Below are 23,412 nucleotides of genomic sequence, written 5' to 3'. Positions count from 1 at the left end.
TATGAAAATTTGTGTTATCAATGCAAGTCCAAAAGTTTCCAAAAGCTTTTCTGACTATATACTAAAAGAGATAAAAGAATTTTTAAATACAGAAGAAATATTTGAACTTCATTTTGAAAAGTCCAAACCTCAAGATAGTGATATTGAAATAATAAAAGATATGGATATTTTATTAATTGCCTTTCCACTTTATGTTGATACATTACCTTCTCACTTAATTTCCTGCTTATCTCAAATTGAGAAAGAAAATATAAACAAAGATATAAAGGTTTATGCCATATGTAACTGCGGATTTTTTGAAGGAGATCAGTGTGATATAGCCTTGAAAAATATAGAATGTTGGTGCAATAAAACAGGCTTTATATGGCAAGAAGGAATAGGCATTGGAGGAGGACCATTATATACTAAGTTAGATGAAAATTCAAAGCTTACTAAGGATATGAAGATGTCATTAAGACTTATAGCTAATGATATTTTAAATGAAAGGGGCTGTGAAAATAGCTTTATATCTCCAATACTACCTAGATTTATATATAAATTTTTAGTAGAAAGATTATGGAGAAGCACTTTGAAGAAAAATGGTTTGAAGAAAAAGGAATTATTTGGAGGAATATAAGCTTAAAGGAGTTTTTGTTATGCTTAAAAAGTATTAATAAGGGCTCCTTTACTTTGTGTAAATTGAAGAAAAAATATATATATGGTACTATAAGACTTGATATAGATATATAAGAAATTTAAAAGGAGTAATTAAACCATATGAATTTAGTTACGTTAGAAAATGTAAGTAAAAGTTACAGTGAAAAAGTATTATTAAAAAACATATCTCTTGGTATTAATGAAGGAGATAAAATAGGTATTATAGGTATAAATGGTGCTGGAAAGTCAACGCTTTTAAAAATAGCAGCTGGAAAAGATGAATTTTTTGAGGGCAATAGAGTTAAAAATAAAAATGTGAGAATAGAATATTTATCTCAAAATCCAGATATTAAAGAAGATGCAACTGTAATTGAACAAATCTTTAGAGGAGAAACTAGAGAAATCAAGCTTCTTATGGAATATGAAAAAATATTAGAAAAGATGACTCATGAAAGTAGTGAAGAGCTTAATAATAAACTTTTAAAGATTCAAGGAGAAATAGATGCACTAAATTTATGGGAACTTGAAAGTGAAGCTAAAATAATTTTAAATAAACTTGGCATAACTAATTACGAAGAAAAAATGAAAAATTTATCAGGCGGCCAAAGAAAAAGAGTTGCCCTTGCATCAGCTCTTATAACTCCATGTGAGCTTCTTATTTTAGATGAACCAACAAACCACTTAGATTCAGACTCTATTGAGTGGCTTGAAGACTTTTTAAATTCAAGAAAGGGTGCTCTTCTTATGATTACCCATGATAGATATTTCTTAGATAGAGTATCTAATAGAACTATTGAACTTGATAGAGGTAATCTTTATACATATGATGGAAACTATACTAAGTTTTTAGAAAAGAAAATGGAAAGAGTGGAAAGAGAAGAATCTGAAGAGGCTAAAAGACAATCTTTAATAAGAAAAGAATTAAAGTGGGTAAAAAGAGGAGCTAAAGCTAGAACAACTAAACAAAAAGCTAGATTACAAAGATTTGAGGATTTAGTTAATAGAGAATATGTTAAACCTCAAACAGATGTAGAAATGAATTTTGTTGGTACTAGACTTGGTAAAAAGATTATAGAAATAGACAATATATCTAAGTCTTTTGATAATAGAACTTTAATAAAAGATTTTAATTATATATTTACAAAGGAAGATAGAATAGGAATTATAGGACCAAATGGTGCAGGTAAGTCTACCCTTATAAATATGCTTAGAGGGAAACTTATGCCAGACTCAGGAGAAATAGAAGTGGGGGAAACAGTGAAAATTGGATGTTTCTCACAAGATGATAGAGATATAGATACAAGTATGAGAGTAATTGATTATGTTAGAGAAGGCGGAGAATATATACCAGTTTCCGATGGCACAAAGATTACAGCAAGTACTATGTGTGAAAAATTCCTATTTGATGGGACAATGCAGTACACTAAAATAGAAAAATTATCAGGAGGAGAAAGAAGAAGACTTCATCTTTTAAGAGTTCTTATGGAAGCTCCTAATGTGCTTTTATTAGATGAGCCAACAAATGATCTTGATATTAATACCCTTACTATTTTAGAAGACTTTTTAGACAGCTTTGTGGGAGTTGTAGTTGTAGTATCTCATGATAGATATTTCTTAGATAGAATATGTAATAAGATATTCTCTTATGAAGGAAATGGTCTTATAAAGCCTTATAACGGTAATTACAGTGATTATCTTATTTCTAAGGAAGTAGAAAAGATAGGTGCTGAAAAAGAAGGAAAGAAAGAAGATAAAAAGGAAGTAAAAGAAAGAACAAGAGAAAGAGATAAGAGACCTAAATTTACATTTAAAGAACAAAAAGAATATAAGGAAACTCCAGAGATTATAGAAAAGCTTGAAACAAGAATAGCTGAGATAGAAGATGAGATGAATAAGAATGCTTCTTCTTATGGTAAACTTCAAGAGCTTATGGAAGAAAAAGAAAAGCTAGAAGAAGATCTTTTATTTAGATATGAAAGATATGACTATCTTGAAAATCTTGCAAAAGAAATAGAAGAATATAAAAATAAACAGTAGGTGAAAAAATGGAATTACATGTGCAAGTAAAAGGCAAAAGAGAACCTATTATTTTTAAAGGTGACAGAATAGATGTTTTAGATTTTGAAATGCAGGGACAAAAGTTTAAACAGATAAGATATTTTAGAAAAGGATTTTCAAAATCAGAGTATATTGAATCTAATTTAATAGTAAGAATGAAAGAAATTAAAAAAAGTCATTAACATAAATATAAAAATGTAATATAATTAATAGGTATAACATATACATTAAAAGATACCAACAGCGTTTAAACTACCAGAGTATCTTGTTAAAGACACCTACAGCTATTATAAGTCAGCAAGGTGTCTTGTTTATATGTTAATGAATTAGGAGGAGTTACATATGGATTTAGGTTTTTTAAATTCTCTTAAGGAAGAATTGATTAATTCAGATTCTAAATTATTTGAGGATTTAGAAGAATATTCATTAAGCGAGGAAGCAAAAGAAGACTGTCTAATTAATTTTTATGCTAAGGCTGGATTTTTGCGTTATGAAAAAGATGAGGTAATTATTAATACTTTCATGGATGCATATAATGAAAATCCTATTCAAGCTATGAAGTTATTATTTTACCTTAGAGATAAGGAAAAGGGATTGGGAGAGAGAAGAGTTTTCAGGGTTATAATTAAGCATTTGGGTTCAATGAATAGTTCATATTTAGCTTCAAATATACATTTAATACCTGTCTATGGAAGATGGGATGATTTATATAGTCTTTTTGATACATATCTTCAAGGGGCAGCTATTGGGCTTATAAGAAAACAAATAAGTCTTGATTTAAAAGCAGATGTACCCTCTAATATGTGTAAGTGGCTAAAGTCAGAAAATGCATCATCAAAAGAATCAAAGGATCTTGCAAGAAAAACAAGAATTGCAATGGATCTTTCATCAAAGGAATATAGAAACTTACTAACTCTTCTTAGGAAAAGAGTTAATATTGTAGAACAAGATATGAGTAGTAACAATTGGAAAACTATTAAGTATGGAAATCTTAACTACAATACTATAAGAAGATATAAAAAAGCTTTTATAAAGCATGATAAAAAAAGGTTCCTTGAATATGTAAAAGTTCTTGAAGAGGAAAATATTAAAAAGGTTAAGGAAACAAAAGAACTTTATCCTTATGAAATTATTAATGGAATATGTAATGGACGTAATAATGATGAAAGAAGAAAGTTTATAGAAAAGTGGAATAGTATTCCAGATTATAATGTTGAAAATAATGGCGATACTTTAGTGTGTACAGCCCTTACAAAGAAAAATATATATAATAAAAATAAGGAAGCAGTATTTTCAGCAGGAGTCAGTACAGCTTTATATCTAGTAGATAAGAATAAGGATAAGTTTAAAAATTACATTCTTGTAAATACACCTCATCCTAATCTTAAAAGGATAAAGAGTGAGGATTTAATAGATAGAATAAATGAAACAGCAAAAGCATGCATAGCTGAAGAAATCAATATTGAATCTATGCTTGATATAGTGTTATATGCAGCAATTAAAAATGGGTTAAATAGAGAGAAAATTCCCAAGAGAATTTTATTTATTTTTGATAGTAATTGTGTACTTTCTAATAGAAATAGAAAAGATATAAAGGAACGTTTTTTAAGTGATAGTGAATATAAATTAATTAAAACAAAGTGGGCAAAAAGTGGTTATGAAGTTCCAAGTTTAGCCTTCTGGAGAATAGATGGAGAAAATAAGAATGCTAAAGTTTTAGAGGATGGAAAGGGCTTTCAATATGCCTTTGGATATTCAGATGAAATCTTTAAATTCTTTATTAATGGAGAAAGAGTTACATCGGTAAGCATGTTAGAAGATGTAATTAATAATGATAGATATAAACAGGTTGTTGATGCAGATTAATTTATATGCATATTTTTATTTTTACTGCACATAATAGTAGTAAAATATATTTGGAGGCAGTGCTAATGTATGAAATTTTTTTGCTTATAATAGGCATTTTTCTTATTTTTGTTTTTTTAAAATTGAGAAATAAAAATAAGAAAGCTACTCCAAAATTTAAAAACAATTTTTTGAAAGATAAGGTTTTGTCAGGTTCTATGCTATCTAAAGAAATTGATAAAATAAAGTGTAAAGAAATTATAAGAAAATAATGCTTTCTTATAATTCTTCTATAGCAGACAGAAATTAAATTATTTCTGTCTGCTATTTTTTTCTTATGTTTAGAATCTTTAGTATATGTATATCATATATTGTAGCAGGTAACTTATTTTTAAGGAGAATCAAGATATGATTGACTTAGAAAAGGAGATATATATAGACATAGTAAATTTATATAAGGAAGCAGAGAGACAAATTAGCTTTAGACCAGTAAAATATTTAGAAATGATAAATAGTGGAGCTAAACCTTCAGAAGTAGTTAAAAGACTTATATTCAGAGAAGGAGGAAGCTTTGAATTTGAAGTATTAAGGAAAAATAACAGACTTGATTTATCTATTGAGTCAATAGTTATTAATGAAAAATATTCACAAGTTTTTTCAGAAGATGAAAAAGAATGGTGTAAATTAAGGCTTAAGAACTTAAAGGAAGAGTATTAAAAAATTTAGAATACTAACTTTAAACTTAAGCTGAAATTCATTAAGTTTTTTGAAAATATATTTTTCTAAACTAGGTTCCACCTAGTTTTTTTTCTTGGCTGCAATATTAATTTAAAAGGCTGTATTGTGAATAAAAGTGATAAAAATAGGCAAGTATTTAAACAAATGATACTCGGAAGTGATTGATTTGTGCTTAGAAAACTATTTTAAAATTCTAGAAAATATAAGGCTTTTAAGTAATGCAGCTAAAAGAAACTTATTAATAGATATAAGCATTTTAATTAATGTTTCCAATAATAAAGAAACAACAGAATTAATTTGCCCTTATTGTAAAAATAAATACATAGTTAAAAATGGTAAGAATAAAGAAACTCAAAGGTATTTATGTAAAGCTTGTGTGATGAAACTTTCTTTCAAGAATCCTTTAAGGGAAATCACTCTAAAGATGGATTTGTTATGCCGAGAAAAGCACATAAAAGAGGCGGTGAATCAAGATATAGAGGGATATATAAAGAAAAAGTATGTGTTTTAACTGCGTTAGATAGTATTAATAATTTATTTATTGCTCCAATAGCTATGGGTAAGCCATCATCAAATGATCTTATAAGAAGTATTGGTAAGATTATAAAACCAAAAAGTTTACTTGTAACAGACAGTCTTTTTAGTTATAAGATATTATCATCCTTTTGTAAAATAAGTCATATAGCTATTCCTAAAGGACTTCATAGCTTTAAACAATATAATATTCAAAAAATAAACAGCCTTCATAGCAACTTAAAGAGATTTATAGCTGTGTATAGAGGAGTGTCAACAAAATATTTAGCAAATTATCTAGCTATTTTCAAATTTATATTTTCAAAAAAGGAGAACATTCTTATTTTAGTACGAACTTTAAAGGACGTCCACCTATATTTGAATAGCTAGTTTTACTTATCACTTTATTTTAAAATACAACTATTTTAAAAATATGGTAAAATATATATACTAAAGAAAAGAAAGGGTGATTCGTTATGTCTCATATGGCAGGGAAAGAAGCATATAAAAGCTTAACAGAAAGAATTAATCAGTTTCCTCAAGGAGCACCGCTATCAGAAACACTTTATAAGATATTAAGTATATTATTTACAGAAAAAGAAGCAAGACTTGTATCACAACTTCCTATAAGAGCCTTTACAGCTAAAACTGCAGCTAGAACATGGAAGCTTAGTGAAAAGGAAGCAGAAAAGATTCTTGAGGGCTTAACAGCAAAGGCTGTTCTCTTCGATATAGAACATGAAAAGGTAAAAAGATATTGTCTTCCACCTCCAATGGTAGGATTTTTTGAATTTTCATTAATGAGAACAAGGGGAGATATTGATGTAAAAACTTTATCAGAATTATATCATCAATATTTAAACGTGGAAGAAGATTTTATAAAAGATTTATTCTTAGGTACGGAAACAAGATTTGGTAGAGTCTTAGTTCAAGAGCCAGTGCTTGAAAGACAAAATCAGCTTGAAATAATGGATTATGAAAGAGCTACTAATGTAATTAATACGGCAAAGAATATAACAGTAAGCCTATGTTATTGTCGTCATAAAATGCATCATTTAGGTTATGACTGTTATGCACCTATGGAAACATGCTTAACCTTTGGAAATGCAGCAGCATCCTTAGAGAGAAGGGGCTATGGAAGAAAAATAGAAAAGTCAGAAGCCTTAGAAATATTAAGTATGTGTTATGAATATAATCTTGTACAGTGTGCAGAAAATGTTAGAAGTGGATCTTTATTTTTATGTAATTGCTGTTCATGCTGTTGTGAAGGAATGCAGGCAGTTAAAAAGTTTGGTTATTTAAATCCTATAGAGACTACGTCCCTTTTACCTTCAGTAGTAGAAGATAGCTGTCTTGGATGCAGAAAATGTGAAAAGGTATGTCCAATTGAAGCTATTAAGATTAATCTTGAAACAAAAAAAGCTGAGGTTGATGAAGAGATATGTCTTGGATGCGGGATATGTGCAAGAAACTGCCCTAAAAAAGCTATATTATTAAAAAAGAGGGATAAGGAAATAATAACTCCAGCTAATACATCTCATAGAATAGTACTTCAAGCAATTGAAAAGGGACAGCTTCAGAATTTAATTTTTGATAATAGAGCCTTAGCAAGTCATAGAGCATTAGCAGCTGTGCTTTCTGCAATTTTAAAGTTATCTCCAGTAAAGAAGGCCATGGCAAGTAAGCAAATGAAGTCAGTCTATTTAGACAAACTTATAAGTAAATTTGATTAGTGATAAAGAGAGAAGTGGCATTCTAAATATTTTAGAATAACCACTTCTTTTTTTAAAGTTATTAGTCTAAGTGTTGTGAGTAGTTTTCTAGTGATGTCAAATTAGGTAAAGATTCAATAGGAGAAAAATCACTAATTTTATTTCCAAAAAGCCATAATGTGTTTAGACTATCTAATTCTTTTAATGAAGAAACATCTGAAATATTGTTGTTGGCAGCCCATAGAGCTTCCATATCCTTAAACTCAGCAAGTGGTGATAAATCTTCTATATTATTGTTATTAATATTTAAATTAACAATTTTAGTTGAGTCCTTTATTGCTTCTATATTAGATATTTGATTTATGTCTAAACTTAAGTGTGTAAGATTCTTAAAATTAGAAAGAGCAGAAATATCAGAAATTGTATTGTTATTTAAGAATAAATATTCTAAGTTTGTTAGATTTCTAATTGGAGAAATATCTGAAATATTATTGTAAGCAAGACTTAATCTCTTTAAAGTGGTTAAATTTTGAACTGGTGAACAATCAGATAAATTATTTCCGTATACAAATAGCTGTTCAATATTTTTTAAGTCCTTAAGTGAAGAAAGATCAGATATTTTATTGTTAGGTGCAAAAAACGTTTTCAAATTATTAACAGTTGATAAAGGTGAAATATCTGCTACATTATTAGTATCTACATTTATCCATTGAAGGTTTTTCTTTAAATCCTTTAATGGTGAAAGATCAGAAATATTATTATTTGCTAAAACAAGGAATTCAAGACTAGTACAATATTCAAGCCCTTTAATATTTTGAATTTGTCTATTCTCTGCAATTAAATGAGTTATTTTTTCTAAATCATTTCTTGTTATAGTGTAATCTTGGCCTTTCCCTAAAGTTTCTTTAATAGATGCCCTTAAGTTTTCATCTGGAATTAAGACATTTTCATCAATAATATAATCGCTGATTTTAGTGCAATTAACTCTTCCTTCAAAACATATATTTCCATTTGATAAGGCAAAATCATAAAATACAGGTTTTTCACTTGGATCAATGTCTTCCCAAGTAGCAGTATTTGAATTTTTATCATATACTCCTCTTTCAGGTAAGTTCCAAATAGTAGTTACGGCATTATTTTGTGTATCTACTATTGGATTTTTAATATTAATTTTATAACCTACCTTTTCAGCCTTTACATTTATAGTTTGATGTGCAAAAGCAGCAAAATTTATTTGAGTTAAGTCTTTAAGAGATGATAAATCAGATATCATATTTTTAGCTGCTTGAATGATTTTTAAAGATTTTAAATTAGCTAAAGGTGATACATCAGAAATTTTATTTGTATTTAGATACAAATATTCTAACTTAGTTAAACCACTTAAACCTGTAAGATCACTAATATCATTTCCAGATAAATTTAATTCATATAAAGATGTTAATTTACTTAGTGGTGAAAGATTATCAATCTTATTACCCTCTGCGTATAGTTTAGTTAAGCTTTGTAGATTTGAAATAGGAGATAAATCAGTGATATTGTTACGATTTATCTCAAGTTCCTGTAAACTCTTACAATATTCAATTCCTTCAAGTGTTGATATGTTTCTTCCTGTTGCATGGATACAAATAATATTTGCTAAGTCTTCTTTAGTAAGAACATAATCAGAAGATTTCCCCATATCTCCAAGAATTGCTGCTCTTAAATTTTCATCTTTAATAAGATTAGAACTGTTTTGTACATTAGAAATAATTTCTGAATTAAAAGTAACTACTTCTGCTGAAGCTTTCATTGATGGTAATACTGAAGTTAATAAAAGTCCAGATAACATAACTGAAAGCATTTTTGTTGAATTTTTCATATTTTAACCCCCACCGTGTACCTTTATTCCTTGGAATATCAGTACTAAAAAATTTTATTGTTTGTATTAAGAAAGATAATCCCTCCTAAAATTACCTAATTTTGTCATAGTATAATGTTAAAAAAAAGCAAATAAAAGGAGTTGAGTCATCTTATATTTACTATTTATATGGTATGTTCTTTGAAATTATTTCACTTTTTTAGAGTTTAAAGAAGAAAAAAATAGTTATTAGAAGTAATCTAATAACTATTTTTATGTCGTATAACCTATTTATTATTTTTAATATGTTTAAATTATATGCTTCTATTGTGACAAATATGTGACAAAAGTGTGTGCTTTTTTATATCATAAATGTAATAAAATGGTGACAACTATTACATTTGAGGGTATAATTAAAAATAGGATTATTATGTAAAATAAGGAAATAAAGACAAGGCGTTGAGATATAGGGGGAAGTAACATGATAGATAAAGGTAAGATGGAAAAGAGTAAAATGGAAAAAATAGATGAGCTAAGAGAAAAGAAAAAGGCTCAAATAATATCTTTTCATTCATATAAAAGTGGAGTAGGAAAGACAACTTCTCTTGTACAGACAGCATACTTACTAGGAAGGAAGGGAAAGAGAGTTGCAATTATTGATATGGATATAGACTCCCCAGGTCTTAGTGAAGTGTTTGGACAAATTAAAAGAATGGAAGGAGGATTTGTTAAATATATTTTTAACAAGTACTTTAATGCTAATAAAAACAATGAAAAAGATAAGAAAATGGAGATGGACTCTTTAGCAGTAAGAATCTCATATAAGATGAATGGAGAGGTATATTTAGTTGGAGCTGGAAGAGCAGATACTGAATATGTAAGAATGCTTTTTGCTATTCAGGAAAATAAAATAAGTGGTAATAAATATATAATACAACTTATTAATGATTTAACTGAAGTATATAATCTTGATTATGTGTTTATAGATACTAGATGTGGAATAAATAAGTGGGCAGGCTTATCTGTAGCTGAAATTTCAGATGAAATAATAATGTTTGCTTATCCTGATATTGAAAATGTTAAGGGAATAAATCTTATGCAAGAATTACTTAAATTAGAAAATGAAGTTTCATTAGTCTTTTCAAAGGTAGATACATCAGAAGCAGCAGGAAAGGAAGCATTAAAATATTTAGGTAAAGTAAATAAAAAGCAAAATTATATAAGTATTAGTTATGATCAAGCTATAATAATGAGTCCAATTCTTCCAATAGAAGCTAAACTTAATAAATATTCTGCTTTAGAGCAGCTTATTTCTGAAAATGCAGTTAAAAGAAAAAATGAGAAGTGGATAGAAGAACATAAAGGTGATGTAGAGACATTATTAGATAATTTATCATCTAGAAAAAAATTTGGTAAGGTTTTAACTCCAGATGAAATAAGAGTTCTTAAAAATAATAATTATGCTATTGTTATTGATGATGGAATAAACCTAAAGGATATGATAGAGAATAGTTTCCAAAATAAAAAAGTTTTAAATTTTAAATTTTATAATAAGTATATGAAAAAGATTGTGGAAAAACATTGTTCTTCAGAAGAGTTTTTAGATGTGTTCTGTTTATCTATATTGTCCTTAGCTCTTCTTAGTATTGATGAAAGTTTAGGTGTTAATAGAGCTACTGATATAGAAAATACTTTAAGTAAGTATTTTATGGACTTCTATTATAAGAGTAGTTCAACTAAAGGAAGGATAATAAATGCTTCAACTTACTTTGGTGAAATTTTGGGCTCTAAAGAAAGTGAAGAGGATAAGTTTATATGTATTAATATAAATGAACTTGTAGAATTTGTTACCTTTCTTGAAAGTAATTGTGGTGTTTCAAAAACTAAAAGCAGTGTATTATTTAGAATGCTATTCTTGGTGTTTAATGTTTTAAATAGAAATAATAAATATCAATTTAAGCTAATTTTAAATGATAGAAAATATAAAAATAATACTGATTTTGTGAATGAATTTAAAGAAAATACCTTAGATATTTCATGGGCTGATTTATACAAAAAGCAAGATATAATAGATAAGGTAAATGATGTACTAAAGCTTTTATTTAGAATTGATATTTACTCAAAGGTTAAAACAGATTTATTCTTCCCTATGTCAGTAATGGAGGATGGAGTAAATATGAAATTTGATGAATGGTTTGTAAATTCTATCAAAAAACGTAAATTATTAAGTAGAAAGGGAATTTTAGATATCATTCAAGAATGTGCTGCTCTAGAAAAGAAAAATTCTAATAAAAAGAGTAGTATACTTACAAAAACAAAACTTAATACAGCCATGGAAAGAGTATCTTATAGATAAAAAAGTACTGCTAAAAGTAGCTTAAAGCTAATTTTAGCAGTCTTTTTTTACTATTAGCGAGGGGGAGGAATGAGTTTTGCAATTTTAAAATTACAGCTCATTTGTTTTTGATGCAGTAATATTTTGCGTAGCACCTAGGTATTAAATACTAATAAATTAAATGTAATATTAGAATAAGCTTCTAGTATAAATTTTTGAGTATACAAAAGAGGAAGAATATTTTAAAATATATGTAATAAAATGGTTTTTAAAAAGTGGAGGGAGAATATGAAGTTTTTATTAGATGATAATAATGTAAAGGTAATGGGAAGAACTTTATACATAGATAATGTTAGATATTTAAATTATTCAGCTTCAGCTATAGAATTTGAGTTTGTAGGAAAAGAAGCTAAAGTAGATATATGTACAAATGGAGCAGAAGGGGAAGAGCAATTTAGAGCTTGGATGGCTGTTTTTATTAATGATAAATTTTATAAAAGATTTTCTTTAGATAAGAAAGAGGATATTTATACATTATATAAGGGAGAAAAAACAGAAAGGATTAAGCTTAAGCTTTTGAAACTTTCAGAAGCATCCTTTGGAAATGCAGGAATAAAATCAATTACTATAGATAGTGAAGAGGGACCTTATAAAACAAATGAAGCTTTAAAGAAAATAGAGATAATAGGAGATTCAATCACCTGCGGATATGGTATAGAGGGAGATATAGCTATAGATTATTTTACTACAGCAGAAGAAAATATAGTAAAAACCTATGGATATAAAGTGGCAGAGCATTTTTCGGCAGATTTCAACCTTATAAGCTACAGCTCTAAGGGAATTATAACCTCTTCAATAGATAAGGATATAGATGATACTAAAAATACAGACTGGCTTATGCCTAGGGTTTATAAATATACTGACCTTGGTATGAGTAATAATTTAAATATAAAGAAACCTGAAGTATGGGATAACAAAAGATTTGAAGCAGATATTATTATAATAAATCTTGGTACTAATGATGCAACTTATACTAGAGATATAAAGGCGAGAATACAAGAGTTTGGGGAAGGTTATTATAAGTTTTTAACTTATCTTAGAGAGCACAATAAGAAGGCTAAAATTATATGTACATTAGGTGCTATGGGACAGGAGTTATGCCCTGAAATTTCAAGACAGGTTCAAAAGTTTAAGAGGGATAATGATGATGGAAAAGTATTTTTTATGAGTTTTGATGTGCAAAATAAAGAAGATGGAATTGGTACTCATGAACATCCATCAGCTAAGACCCATGAAAGGATGGCAGAAAAACTAATTAAACTTATAGAAAAAATATGATATAATTATTTTTGATTTAGTTTAATTAGGAGATGAAAAAATGGATAAAGATAAATTACTTAAAAACTTAGAAAAAAGAGGGTTTAAAGCAGTTTACTTTGATACTAAAGAAGAAGCAGCTAAATATATACTTTCAAATGTAAAAAATAAAACTGTAGGAATTGGTGGTTCAGAAACTGTAAAGGAAATGGGCCTTGGAGAAGCGTTAAAGGAAAATAATAAAGTTTTCTGGCATTGGGACAAAGAGCTTAAAGAAAAAGAAGGTCTTAAAGGAGCTAGAGACTTAGCAGCTAAAGCTGATATTTACTTAGCTTCAGTTAATGCTATTTCTGAAGAAGGAAGTTTAATTAACATAGATGGAACAGGAAATAGATTAGCATCTACATGTTATGGTCATGAAAAAACTTACTTTCTTATAGGTAAAAACAAGGTAGAACCAAACTTTGAAAAGGCAATGTGGAGAGCAAGAAATGTAGCAGCTCCTCAAAACGCTTATAGATTAAAAGTAAAAACACCTTGTGCTATTAAAGGGGACAAGTGTTATGACTGCAACAGTCCAGAGAGAATATGTAGAGGATTTTTAACTATTGAAAGACCTATGAAGTCTATGGAAATGGAAATTGTCTTAATTGGTGAAAGACTTGGAATGTAATAAATAGTTTTAAAGAAGCTTAGACTAGGTATAACTCTAGGATAAGCTTCTTTTATATATAATATTAAGATCAAAATAAAGAGTAAACTGTTTGTATATAATATGAAAAACTAATAATTGTGGTATTTTAGTCTATTGAAAGCTGAGATGTTAAAAAGTAAAAAAAGATAAATAAAGGCTAGTTGATTAAGAATATATAAAAAGGCATATTCTTTTTGAAATTGTTGAATATCATGAAGATGATAAATATAAATATGTTGATGATGTTGCAGTAATAAAGGCCATTAAAGATGGTCATGAAGCAATGAAAGAGTTTACGAAATGTAAAAATGGACAATTGGTATATAGTACTGCTAATAATGATATTGTAATTGAAAAAGTAAAAAATATTGGAATAAGAAGGAGTATATAATGAGTATAAAATGAGTATAAAATTACAATTTAAGTGGCTTTATTGCCTGTATTCTTATTTTTAGTACTTGGGGTAATGATTGTTATGCATAGATTATTTATAAGAAATACTAGAGAGAGCTAAAAATTCCTACATATTAAAAACAAGATCAGTATCAAGATAAATTTAGATACTGATCTTATTGTTAAATTAAAGCAAACCATTCTTTCATAGTATTTAAAATTTTAATAAGTTCCTCTTCCTTAATTATATAAGGCACCATAGCATACATGTAATTTAAAAATGGTCTTGAAAAAACTCCTTTATCATAAGCAAATTCTTTAAAGCCTTCTAAGGTTTTACTATCAAAAACTTCAATACATATACATCCACCCATAATTCTTATTTCCTTAATGTGTGGATGATTAAAACCCTTCATTTCTCTTTCCATTATTTCAGTGATTTTCTTTATCTTATGAATATAATTTTCTTCTTCAAATAATTCAATAGACTTAAGAGCAACGCTGCAAGCTAAAGCATTTCCCATAAAGGTTGGGCCATGCATAAGGGCGTGAGTTTTATCATCACTATAGAAACCATTAAATACTTTATGATTAGCTATTGTTACAGCATGTCCAATATAACCTCCAGTTAAGGCTTTACCAAGAACTAAAATATCAGGAGTAACAATATCAGCTACAAATCTGTAACCAGTTCTTCCAAAGCCAGTAGCTACCTCATCAAATATAAATAAAACATCATATTCATCACATAATTCTCTAGCACGCTTTAAAAAGGAAAGACTGTACATTCTCATGCCTCCAGCGCCCTGCAACAAAGGTTCAACTATAAAGCAAGAAAGTTTTTCTCCATAGTTTTTAAAAGTTTCTTCTAAAGCAGGAATTTCTGTAGGGATATGTATAACTCCTTTTTTCTTTTCATTGTCATTACCAAAGGCAAAGTGGTAATCTTCATCATCTCCAACTTCCATAGCCTTAAAAGTATCACCATGATAAGCATGTTCAAGAGCTAAAATTAAATTTCTATTGCTACCCCTGTTAGTGTTATATTGAAGAGCCATTTTTAAAGCAACTTCTACAGCAACACTTCCAGAATCAGAAAAGAAGCAGTAGTCTAAATCACAAGGAAGCCATTCTCTAAGTTTTTTAGATAATTTCAGTGCGGGGTCATGGGTTAATCCTCCTAGCATAACATGAGAAAAGTGACTTACCTGATTTGTTAAAGCTTCATTTAATGCAGGGTGATTATAGCCATGAATAACGCTCCACCAGGAAGAAATGGAATCAATTAATTTTTTATTATCTTCTGTAATAAGATAAACACCTTTTGCAGCTACAATTTTTATAGGTGCTTTCATAGTTTTCATTTGTTCATAAGGGTACCATATCATAATATTTTTCCTCCTTATTCATACAAAGATGCTAAAGTGTCAGCATCAATATTAATTTTAGTATCAGAGTCTTTAACGCAGGCTATTACCTTTAAATTAGTTAAGTATTCACACATTTTAAGGTTGTCCTCTTCCATAACATTACCTTCATGATAATGATTAAAGATTATGCCTTTTACATTTATCCCTTTGCTTTTCATATATTCAATAGTTAAAACCACATCATTAATAGTACCAAGTCCTGCATCTGCAACAATTAAGCATGATAAATTTAATTCTCTAATAATATCTTCAAGCATGATCTTTTCTTTATCAAAGGATATAGGACATATAATACCACCACTGCCTTCCATAGTTACATAATCATACTTTTCACATACCTTATTAAATTTTTCTTTTATAATGTCCATTTTTATTGGCTGTCTTTCTATTCTTGAAGCTAAGTGAGGAGAAACAGCATTTTCATAAACATATGGACACATATCTTTAAGAGATTCAGATATACCCGATACTTCTTTTACAAATTTTGCATCACCAGGAATTAGATTTTCCTTATTATCTCTAATATTTCCACTCATAGCAGCCTTAAAATAGCCAGCATTAAATCCATTTTCATAAAGTTTTTTTATAATAAGTGCAGAGATAAAGGTTTTACCTACATCTGTTCCTGTACCTGTAATAAATAAATTTTTACTCATTTTAATTTCTCCTTCATTTTAAGCATTAAAGCCTATATTATTTCTTTTTAATACTGGAAGTAATCTTTTCCCTAAAACTGCTGCAAGAATGCAAAGAGCAATGTCTCCAGGAACTGCTAAGATAAAGCAATAAAGAAAAAGTGTAAAGATTCCTATACCTGAACCAACATAGAAAGTCATAATAAACCAATAATATAACATGCCTAGGGTATATACTATGGCTAAACCTATGAAGTTAGCTAAGATAAGTCTTTTAAAGGATGGAAGGTTTGAACTGTTAGCAATACATCCAGTTACAAAGCTACCTAAAGCAAAGCCTGAAAGATAACCAAAGGTAGGCTGAAAAATATAAAGAAGACCTCCTCCTGATACAAAAATAGGTACGCCAATAAGGCCAATAATTATATAACATAAAACACTTATAGCTCCTTTTTTTGCACCTAATATTATTCCAGCTAAAGTAGTGAATAAAAGCTGAAGAGTAAAGGGACAGACTGGAACTGGTATTTTTATAAAAGCTCCAATAGCTATTAGTGCAGTAAAGATTGAAATATCTATTAGATCTTTTGTTTTTACATTCATTTGATTCAGCTCCTTAATTTTACAATATACATTTTTTATAACATATATGGAATTGAAATGTCAACTGATTTTGTAAGATGGGTTAACAATTAAGATTTGAGTTATGCTTTTGGTTAATAAAAAAAGACTTCTTAAATGAGGGGAAAGAAGTCTTTTTTAAAATTATTATTTTGGGGAATAATAATGATTTATTTACTTTGCTTTACAAACTTATTATATAGAGATATTGTGTCATTATTGTGACAAAAATAATTTAATTAAAAGCTTTAGACGTAAGGTTAACCTAAAAAAACATAAAAGTACAATAAAAAAGTAAATACTAAGGGTATAGATTAAGTATAAGGGACTTAAGAGAGAATAGAAGGTGGAAGTAAGCTTTGAGCATTAATTATAAAAAAGAAAACAAAAGGTATGAAGAATTAATTGAAATATATAAGAAAAATACAAGGGAAGTAAAAATAAAAATAGAAGAAAACCTTCAAAAGCCCAGTGAAGAAAATTATAAAATGGTGCAGTTTTGCACATTAGAGGAAGATAATACAGAGGCACTAAAGGATGCAATAAAATTAAATTGCGGAGAATATTATTTTGTGGATTTTAGAAATACATGTATAGGAGAAAGGGCTGTTATAGATGAAGAGGAGCTGTATGTAATACAGGGAACTTTTTGGTATGTAAATTTTACTCACTGCATATTTCAAAATATCAAATTTGTTAATTGTAGATTTTGGGGATGTAAATTTGAAAGGTGCCAAACTAGAGGTCTTAAGACTATTTTTGAAAATTGTTCATTTAAAACTATAGATATTGATACAGATAAAAATGGAGAACTTGAAACTAAAATTATATCAACAGAATTTTTAAAGTGTGATCTTGCAAATGTAAAGTTTAAAGATTGTTTATTAGATAATTCTATTTGGGAGTCTTGCGCTTTAGTATTAACATCCTTTAATAATTGCAGTGTTAATGAAGGTGTATTTAAAAGATGTGAATTTCACTCTGCAGTATTTAATGACAGTGATATATCAGGAACTGGAATTATAAATATGATTAATGCTGAATTAGAGTTTTATGGACAATATGGAGAAAGTGAATTTAATAAAAGTACATATATAGATTTAATGAAGTATAGGAATAGAAAGGTTGATGAGAAAAAGCGTAGAGAAGTAGCAGAGGAGTTAGCTACCATGTATTATACATTAATAAATTGTCTAAAGATTAAAAATTCAGATATAGATTATTTAGACGAGTATAAATACCAATATCAAAAGTATCATATGATTGCAAAAAAGAATATCTATATGCAGATATGGGATAGAATAAGCTGGATTATATGTGGTTTTGGACAAAAGATTGGTAGATTTGTTTTTTGGTTTGCCTTTATTATAATATTTTTTGCTATATGCTATATGTTCTCAGGGTTACAATTAGCTGATTCAAGTAATATTAATTATGCATCCTTTAGAGGAGAAACTTTGAACTTAGGAGAAATAGCTAAGGATTTTGGAACTTGTGTGCATTTTAGCATAGTTACATTTTCTACAGTAGGCTATGGAAACATAACGCCATTGAATGGAGTTACCACCTTTTTATGCACTATACAAATATTATTTGGAATATTGTTTGTAGCAATATTTACATCAATAGTTATTAAGAAATTAATAAGATAAAGGAACAAAGTGGCTGACATCACGCTTTTCAGTGCAGGAAGCAGCTTTCTTTTGCGGCCTTGACAACTTCCATATGAGAAAGCCAGTCAAAATCAGTGTCTAACATCAAAAAAATTTATATTTTCTTTGCATTAAAAAAGACTTCTTAAATAAGGGGAAAGAAGTCTTTTTTAAAATTATCATTTAAGGGAATAAAAATGATTTATTTACGTTATGCTTTTATTATATAGGGGAATTGTGTCAATATTGTGAAAAAAACAAATATATTTATATTGTTTTAAAATTACGTTTAGAGAAAAATAATAATTGGGGTGAGGTTTTATTAAAATATATGAAACTAATAATGAGGTTCCTAGGGAATATAAATAATTATTAATGCCTTGTACAAGCTTTAAGTTTGTATAGGGTATTTTTTTGATTTTAGAACCTTTTAAAGAGATAACAAAATTAAAAAATGTTATGTCACATACTTTATTTTAAAGAAGCAAATAAAAAATAATAAAATATTACAGATGAGGAATAATATATTTGAAAATATTTTAAAGAGAGGCATGAAGTAGCATGAAAATATTTTTAGCAAACTTAAGAAAGTATAATGAGGGGCAGCTTATAGGAGCATGGCTAGAACTTCCTGCTAAAGATAGCGAAATTCAAGAGGTATTAAGGAATATAGATGTGACTGATGAGGACTTAGAGTATTTTATTTTTGATTATGAATGTGAATTTCCTGGAACTTTTATAAAGAAGTATTCAGACATAGATGAACTTAATTATATAGCAGAAGAACTTTATGATATGGATGAAGAGGAAATTAAAATATGCAGTACAATTATGAAAAATGAAAATTGCACTTTAGATAAGGCCATAGATGAAAAAGATAATAGATTAATAATTAATTTAAATAGTAGTGAATCAAATATAGATGTTAATCTAGCTTTAAGTTATATAGATCAGATTTATGGTGATGTAATTAATATAGATAAAGAAACCTTAGCAAGATATTTTGATTTGAAAAGGTTTGGAGAAGATTTAAAAGAAAATTTTAATATAGATGAGGATGAAACCATAGCAGTTAGAAATGTATAAAATTGCTAAAATAAATTTATTGTAAGATAATACAATAAAATGATAATATAGAATTATATGTAAGTATATGAAGGTATATATAAATACATAAATTTTATAGCAGAGTACTGCTTTGGAAATGTGGGGAAAAGAGAATGATAACATCAGAAGAAATAAAAAGAAGGCTATGGAATGGAGCAAATGAACTTAGAGGTTCCATGGATGCTAGTCGTTATAAAGACTATATGCTTGGATTAATGTTTTATAAGTTTTTAAGTGATAAAACTTTAGATGAATTTAAAAAGACAACACAAAATGACTATTTAAATGAAGAAGAATTACTTAAAGCTTATTTAGAACTTCATGATGAATATGGAAAAGACCTAGAAGAAGCAATTCAAGATGCATTAGGATATGCTGTAGCACCTAAATATCTTTATCAAACATGGGTTAAGGATATTTATACTGGTAATTTTGAAGTTCAAAAGGTTATTGATAGTTTAAATAATTTTGAAAGAACAATAGCAGCATCAAAAGAGGCAGATGATTTTGAAGGATTATTTTCAAGTTCAACTCTTGATTTAACTAATACAGCTCTTGGAAGCAACTTAAATGAAAGAAACAAGAACATTAAATCACTTATACTATTATTTGCAGATTTAAACATGGTATCTCTTCAAAAAGGTGATGTTTTAGGTGATGCCTATGAATATTTAATTGGACAGTTTGCCATGGAATCAGGAAAGAAGGCTGGAGAATTCTATACTCCCCATCAAGTAAGTGAAGTTATTGCGCAGATAGTTTCTAAATCATCAAATATAAAATCAATTTATGATCCAACAGTAGGTTCAGGGTCTCTTTTATTAACAGTAAGTAGACATTTAGATAAAGAGTCTCAAAAGGAACTTAAATATTATGGTCAGGAAAAGAATACAACTACATATAACTTAACTCGTATGAATTTATTACTTCATGGGGTGCGCCCTGAAAAAATGACAATAAAAAATGGTGATACTTTAGGTCCAGACTGGCCAGAAGATCCAGCAAAACCAAATGAAGCTGTTCTCTTTGATGGAATAGTTATGAATCCACCATATTCTGTGAGTGGTTGGAATAAGTCAAGCTTAAAGGTTAGTGATCCTCGTTTTGAAATTGCAGGAACTCTTCCACCAGATTCAAAGGGAGACTTTGCCTTTTTACTTCATGGTCTATATCACTTAAGTCCAGAGGGAACTATGGGAATTGTGCTTCCCCATGGTGTTTTATTTAGAGGCTCAGCTGAAGGTGAAATAAGACAGAAGCTTTTAGATAAAGGAAATATTGATGCAGTAATAGGACTTCCAAGCAATCTTTTTACAAACACAGGTATTCCAGTTGTAATTATAATTCTTAAGAAAAATAGAGAAATTGATGCCCCAGTTCTTATTATTGATGCATCAAAAAGCTTTATTAAGGTAGGAAAACAAAATGAATTACAGGAGAAAGATATTGCTAAAATAGTTGATGTTTATGTAAGCAGAAAAGAAATAAAAGGCTACAGCACATTAGCTAGCAGAGAAGATATAAGAAAAAATGATTACAATTTAAATATTCCAAGATATGTTGAAAGCATAGATTCAGAAATAAGCCATGATGTAGATGCCCATATGCTTGGAGGAATACCAAAAAGAAATATTGAGGATTTATATATATTACAAAGCCTTGCAAAGGATGTTTTAGATAAAAACTTAAAGGAAATTAGACCAGGCTATGTGGAGTTTAAGGTTAGTATAGATGAATTAACTAATGAGATTTTAAAGGATGAAAAAATTAAGACAATCTCTGAAGAAATTAAGGAGAAAACAGAAAAGTATATAGAAAAGTACTGGAATGATTTAAGAGAAATTAATAAGGATTCTGATTTGACAAATCTTATGGAAGAAATGCTTGAAGATATAAAGGAAATGCTAAGAGGCTATGAATTTATTGATGCTTATAATGGATATCAGGTAATTGCAGAGATTTGGAAAAATTACTTAATGCGTGATACAGAAATCATTGCAAATGAAGGATTTTATAGGGCAGGTCGCAAACGTCAACCTAACATGATAACAAAGGGTTCAGGAAATAAGAAGAGAGAAGAGCAGGATGGATATGTAGGAAGAATTGTACCTAATGAATTAATAGCAAGTGAACTTTATGCTGATGAAATTAGGGCAATTGAAGATAAGAAGGAAGAGGTTTTAGATATAGATAGTAGCCTTTCAGACCTTGTTGAAAGTGCAAAGGTTGAGGATAGTGATGAAAATAATGCTTTATTTAATGTTCTTAAAAAGAATGAAAATGATGAAGTGGGGGATTCTTTTGATTCTAAAGCCTTAAAAAGTGAACTTAAGAAAGCAGATAAGACAAGTTTTGAATATAAGCTTCTTAAAAAGGTTGATAATTTATTAAGTAAAAAATCTTCTCTTAATAAATCTATAAAGAATGATGAAAAAGAACTTAAGGAAGAGGTTCAAGAAAGAATACTTAAGCTTACTGATGAAGAAGTGGACATGCTTATCTATAAGAAATGGTTTGGAAGTATAGTAGAGCAAATAGTAGATTTAGTTAAAGTGCCACTAAAGGAAGAAATTCATATTATTGAGATGCTTAAGGAACGTTATAAGGATACATTAAGTGATATTGATAGTGAGATAGAGGCTTTAATGAAAGAGTTTAATGAACTTAGACATGAATTGGTGGTGGAGTAAGATGAAGGATGAGAGAAGGGTACCAAGGAGAAGGTTTAGGGAGTTTTTGAATGATGGAGAGTGGGAGCAGCATAAACTAAGAGATGTTCTTTCATTACTTAAAGATGGTACACATGGTACTTATAAAGATGTTAGAAATGGAGTTTATCTTTTAAGTGCAAAAAATATTAAAAATGGATGTGTAAATATAGATGAAAGTGATAGAAAAATTTCATTTAAGGATTATGAAAGAATACATACTAACTTTAAATTAAAAGTGGGAGATATTTTAATGACTATTGTAGGTACTATAGGAGATACTGCAATATTATCAAGAATTGATAAATTAACATTTCAAAGAAGTGTTGCTTTTTTAAGACCAACACGTGAATTAAACAATATTTTTTTAAAGTATACTATCGAAACAAAGTATTTTCAAAAGGAATTAGATAATAGAAAAACGATATCTGCACAGCCGGGTATTTATTTAGGGGAAATAGAACAAATAGGAGTTAAGATCACTGGAAAAATTAATGAACAACAAAAAATTGGTGAATATTTTAATAGTTTAGACAGAATAATTAATCTTAATCAACATAAACTAGAAAAATTAAAAGCATTAAAAAAAGCATATCTTACACAGATGTTTCCCTCTGATGGAGAATGTAAACCTAAATTAAGATTTGCTGGGTTTAATGAGGAGTGGAAAGATTATAAAGTAAAAGATATATGTGGAATATCAACAGGAATGAGTAATACACAAGATAAAATAGTTGATGGTATGTATCCATTTTATGTACGTTCGCCAATTATAGAAAGAAGTAATAAGTATCTTTATGATGAAGAAGCAGTCCTTACTGTTGGCGATGGTGTTGGTACAGGAAAGGTTTTTCATTATGTTAATGGAAAATATGATTTACATCAGCGTGTTTACAGAATGTTTGGGTTTGATAAAGGAGTATTAGGAAGGTACTTTTATCATTATTTTTCTAATCATTTTTACGATAGAGTTATGGCTATGACTGCTAAAACATCTGTAGATTCTGTTAGATTAGAGATGATATCTGATATGAATATTATTGCACCTTCTATTGAAGAACAAAATAAGATTGCAAACTTTTTAGATAGACTTAATAATTTCATAGACATACAGCAACGCAAAATAGAAAAACTCCAAGCCATAAAAAAATCCTACTTAAATGAGATGTTTATATAGAAGG

The 23,412-nt window shown here is 28.5% G+C and carries 20 protein-coding genes; 16 read left to right on the top strand and 4 right to left on the bottom strand.

The features are described 5' to 3' along the window. Position 1: 1 nt before the first annotated feature. The 8 genes from BM384_RS01310 to BM384_RS01275 all read left to right on the top strand — a co-directional run bounded on the left by BM384_RS01310 (position 2) and on the right by BM384_RS01275 (position 7,523). On the top strand, positions 2–616 hold the full coding sequence (locus tag BM384_RS01310; RefSeq protein WP_090009943.1) for a hypothetical protein: 615 nt from the start codon (positions 2–4) through the stop codon (positions 614–616). A gap of 140 nt (positions 617–756) precedes the next feature. Then, the gene (locus tag BM384_RS01305; protein WP_090009941.1) at positions 757–2,673 is read left to right on the top strand and encodes an ABC-F family ATP-binding cassette domain-containing protein; all 1,917 of its coding nucleotides are present in this window, start codon (positions 757–759) and stop codon (positions 2,671–2,673) included. Positions 2,674–2,681: 8 nt separating this feature from the next. Further along, the gene (locus tag BM384_RS01300; protein ID WP_090009939.1) at positions 2,682–2,876 is read left to right on the top strand and encodes a hypothetical protein; all 195 of its coding nucleotides are present in this window, start codon (positions 2,682–2,684) and stop codon (positions 2,874–2,876) included. Between the two features lie 160 nt (positions 2,877–3,036). Continuing rightward, positions 3,037–4,560, top strand: a complete 1,524-nt coding sequence (locus BM384_RS01295) for a DUF2828 family protein (RefSeq protein WP_090009937.1) — start codon at positions 3,037–3,039, stop codon at positions 4,558–4,560. A 387-nt stretch (positions 4,561–4,947) separates the two neighbouring features. Beyond that, positions 4,948–5,256: a hypothetical protein gene (locus tag BM384_RS01285; RefSeq protein WP_090009931.1), complete on the top strand. Its 309-nt coding sequence runs from the start codon at positions 4,948–4,950 to the stop codon at positions 5,254–5,256. A 178-nt stretch (positions 5,257–5,434) separates the two neighbouring features. Further along, on the top strand, positions 5,435–5,788 hold the full coding sequence (locus BM384_RS18095; protein ID WP_242945923.1) for a transposase-like zinc-binding domain-containing protein: 354 nt from the start codon (positions 5,435–5,437) through the stop codon (positions 5,786–5,788). Next, the gene (locus BM384_RS01280; protein ID WP_242945922.1) at positions 5,713–6,180 is read left to right on the top strand and encodes an IS1595 family transposase; all 468 of its coding nucleotides are present in this window, start codon (positions 5,713–5,715) and stop codon (positions 6,178–6,180) included. Before BM384_RS18095 ends, BM384_RS01280 begins: the two co-directional genes overlap by 76 nt. Before the next feature lie 86 nt (positions 6,181–6,266). Further along, positions 6,267–7,523: a 4Fe-4S dicluster domain-containing protein gene (locus BM384_RS01275; RefSeq protein WP_090009927.1), complete on the top strand. Its 1,257-nt coding sequence runs from the start codon at positions 6,267–6,269 to the stop codon at positions 7,521–7,523. 61 nt (positions 7,524–7,584) lie between these two features. Here the strand turns inward: BM384_RS01275 and BM384_RS01270 are convergent, their stop codons facing one another. After that, positions 7,585–9,360 carry a leucine-rich repeat domain-containing protein gene (locus BM384_RS01270; RefSeq protein ID WP_090009926.1) on the bottom strand — a complete coding sequence of 592 codons (1,776 nt, stop codon included), beginning with the start codon at positions 9,358–9,360 and terminating at the stop codon, positions 7,585–7,587. A gap of 460 nt (positions 9,361–9,820) precedes the next feature. On the opposite strand from BM384_RS01270, the gene BM384_RS01265 reads away from it, so the two are divergent. The 4 genes from BM384_RS01265 to BM384_RS17880 all read left to right on the top strand — a co-directional run bounded on the left by BM384_RS01265 (position 9,821) and on the right by BM384_RS17880 (position 14,076). Beyond that, positions 9,821–11,695, top strand: coding sequence for a KGGVGR-motif variant AAA ATPase (locus BM384_RS01265; RefSeq protein WP_090009925.1), 1,875 nt, complete (start codon positions 9,821–9,823; stop codon positions 11,693–11,695). A gap of 267 nt (positions 11,696–11,962) precedes the next feature. Continuing rightward, entirely contained in the window at positions 11,963–13,012 is a 1,050-nt protein-coding gene (locus BM384_RS01260; protein WP_175537244.1) for an SGNH/GDSL hydrolase family protein, read from the top strand. Between the two features lie 40 nt (positions 13,013–13,052). Then, entirely contained in the window at positions 13,053–13,664 is a 612-nt protein-coding gene (locus BM384_RS01255; protein WP_090009922.1) for a lactate utilization protein, read from the top strand. 196 nt (positions 13,665–13,860) lie between these two features. Continuing rightward, complete coding sequence (locus BM384_RS17880; RefSeq protein ID WP_090009919.1) at positions 13,861–14,076, top strand: hypothetical protein; 216 nt, start codon at positions 13,861–13,863, stop codon at positions 14,074–14,076. Positions 14,077–14,260: 184 nt separating this feature from the next. Here BM384_RS17880 and bioA read toward each other — a convergent pair whose 3' ends face one another. Genes bioA through BM384_RS01235 form a run of 3 tightly spaced genes read right to left on the bottom strand, consistent with a single transcriptional unit; the run spans position 14,261 to position 16,746 of the window. Continuing rightward, a complete protein-coding gene (gene bioA / locus BM384_RS01245; protein ID WP_090009916.1) occupies positions 14,261–15,466 on the bottom strand; it encodes an adenosylmethionine--8-amino-7-oxononanoate transaminase in 1,206 nt (401 codons plus the stop codon). Positions 15,467–15,480: 14 nt separating this feature from the next. Then, entirely contained in the window at positions 15,481–16,164 is a 684-nt protein-coding gene (bioD, locus tag BM384_RS01240) for a dethiobiotin synthase (RefSeq protein WP_090009913.1), read from the bottom strand. Between the two features lie 18 nt (positions 16,165–16,182). Then, complete coding sequence (locus BM384_RS01235; protein ID WP_090009910.1) at positions 16,183–16,746, bottom strand: biotin transporter BioY; 564 nt, start codon at positions 16,744–16,746, stop codon at positions 16,183–16,185. A gap of 377 nt (positions 16,747–17,123) precedes the next feature. Here BM384_RS01235 and BM384_RS01230 point away from each other — a divergent pair, with 377 nt between their 5' ends. The 4 genes from BM384_RS01230 to BM384_RS01215 all read left to right on the top strand — a co-directional run bounded on the left by BM384_RS01230 (position 17,124) and on the right by BM384_RS01215 (position 23,408). After that, positions 17,124–18,416: an ion channel gene (locus BM384_RS01230; RefSeq protein ID WP_090009904.1), complete on the top strand. Its 1,293-nt coding sequence runs from the start codon at positions 17,124–17,126 to the stop codon at positions 18,414–18,416. A 561-nt stretch (positions 18,417–18,977) separates the two neighbouring features. Beyond that, positions 18,978–19,502, top strand: coding sequence for an antirestriction protein ArdA (locus tag BM384_RS01225; RefSeq protein ID WP_090009901.1), 525 nt, complete (start codon positions 18,978–18,980; stop codon positions 19,500–19,502). 134 nt (positions 19,503–19,636) lie between these two features. Next, positions 19,637–22,213 carry a type I restriction-modification system subunit M gene (locus BM384_RS01220; protein ID WP_090009898.1) on the top strand — a complete coding sequence of 859 codons (2,577 nt, stop codon included), beginning with the start codon at positions 19,637–19,639 and terminating at the stop codon, positions 22,211–22,213. Beyond that, positions 22,182–23,408, top strand: coding sequence for a restriction endonuclease subunit S (locus tag BM384_RS01215; protein ID WP_090009895.1), 1,227 nt, complete (start codon positions 22,182–22,184; stop codon positions 23,406–23,408). Before BM384_RS01220 ends, BM384_RS01215 begins: the two co-directional genes overlap by 32 nt. Positions 23,409–23,412: the final 4 nt, after the last annotated feature.

The sequence above is a fragment of the Clostridium sp. DSM 8431 genome (genome assembly GCF_900116755.1).
Taxonomy (GTDB): domain Bacteria; phylum Bacillota; class Clostridia; order Clostridiales; family Clostridiaceae; genus Clostridium.
Note: the sequence above shows the minus strand (reverse complement) of the source record. Positions and strands in the feature narration are given on the sequence as shown.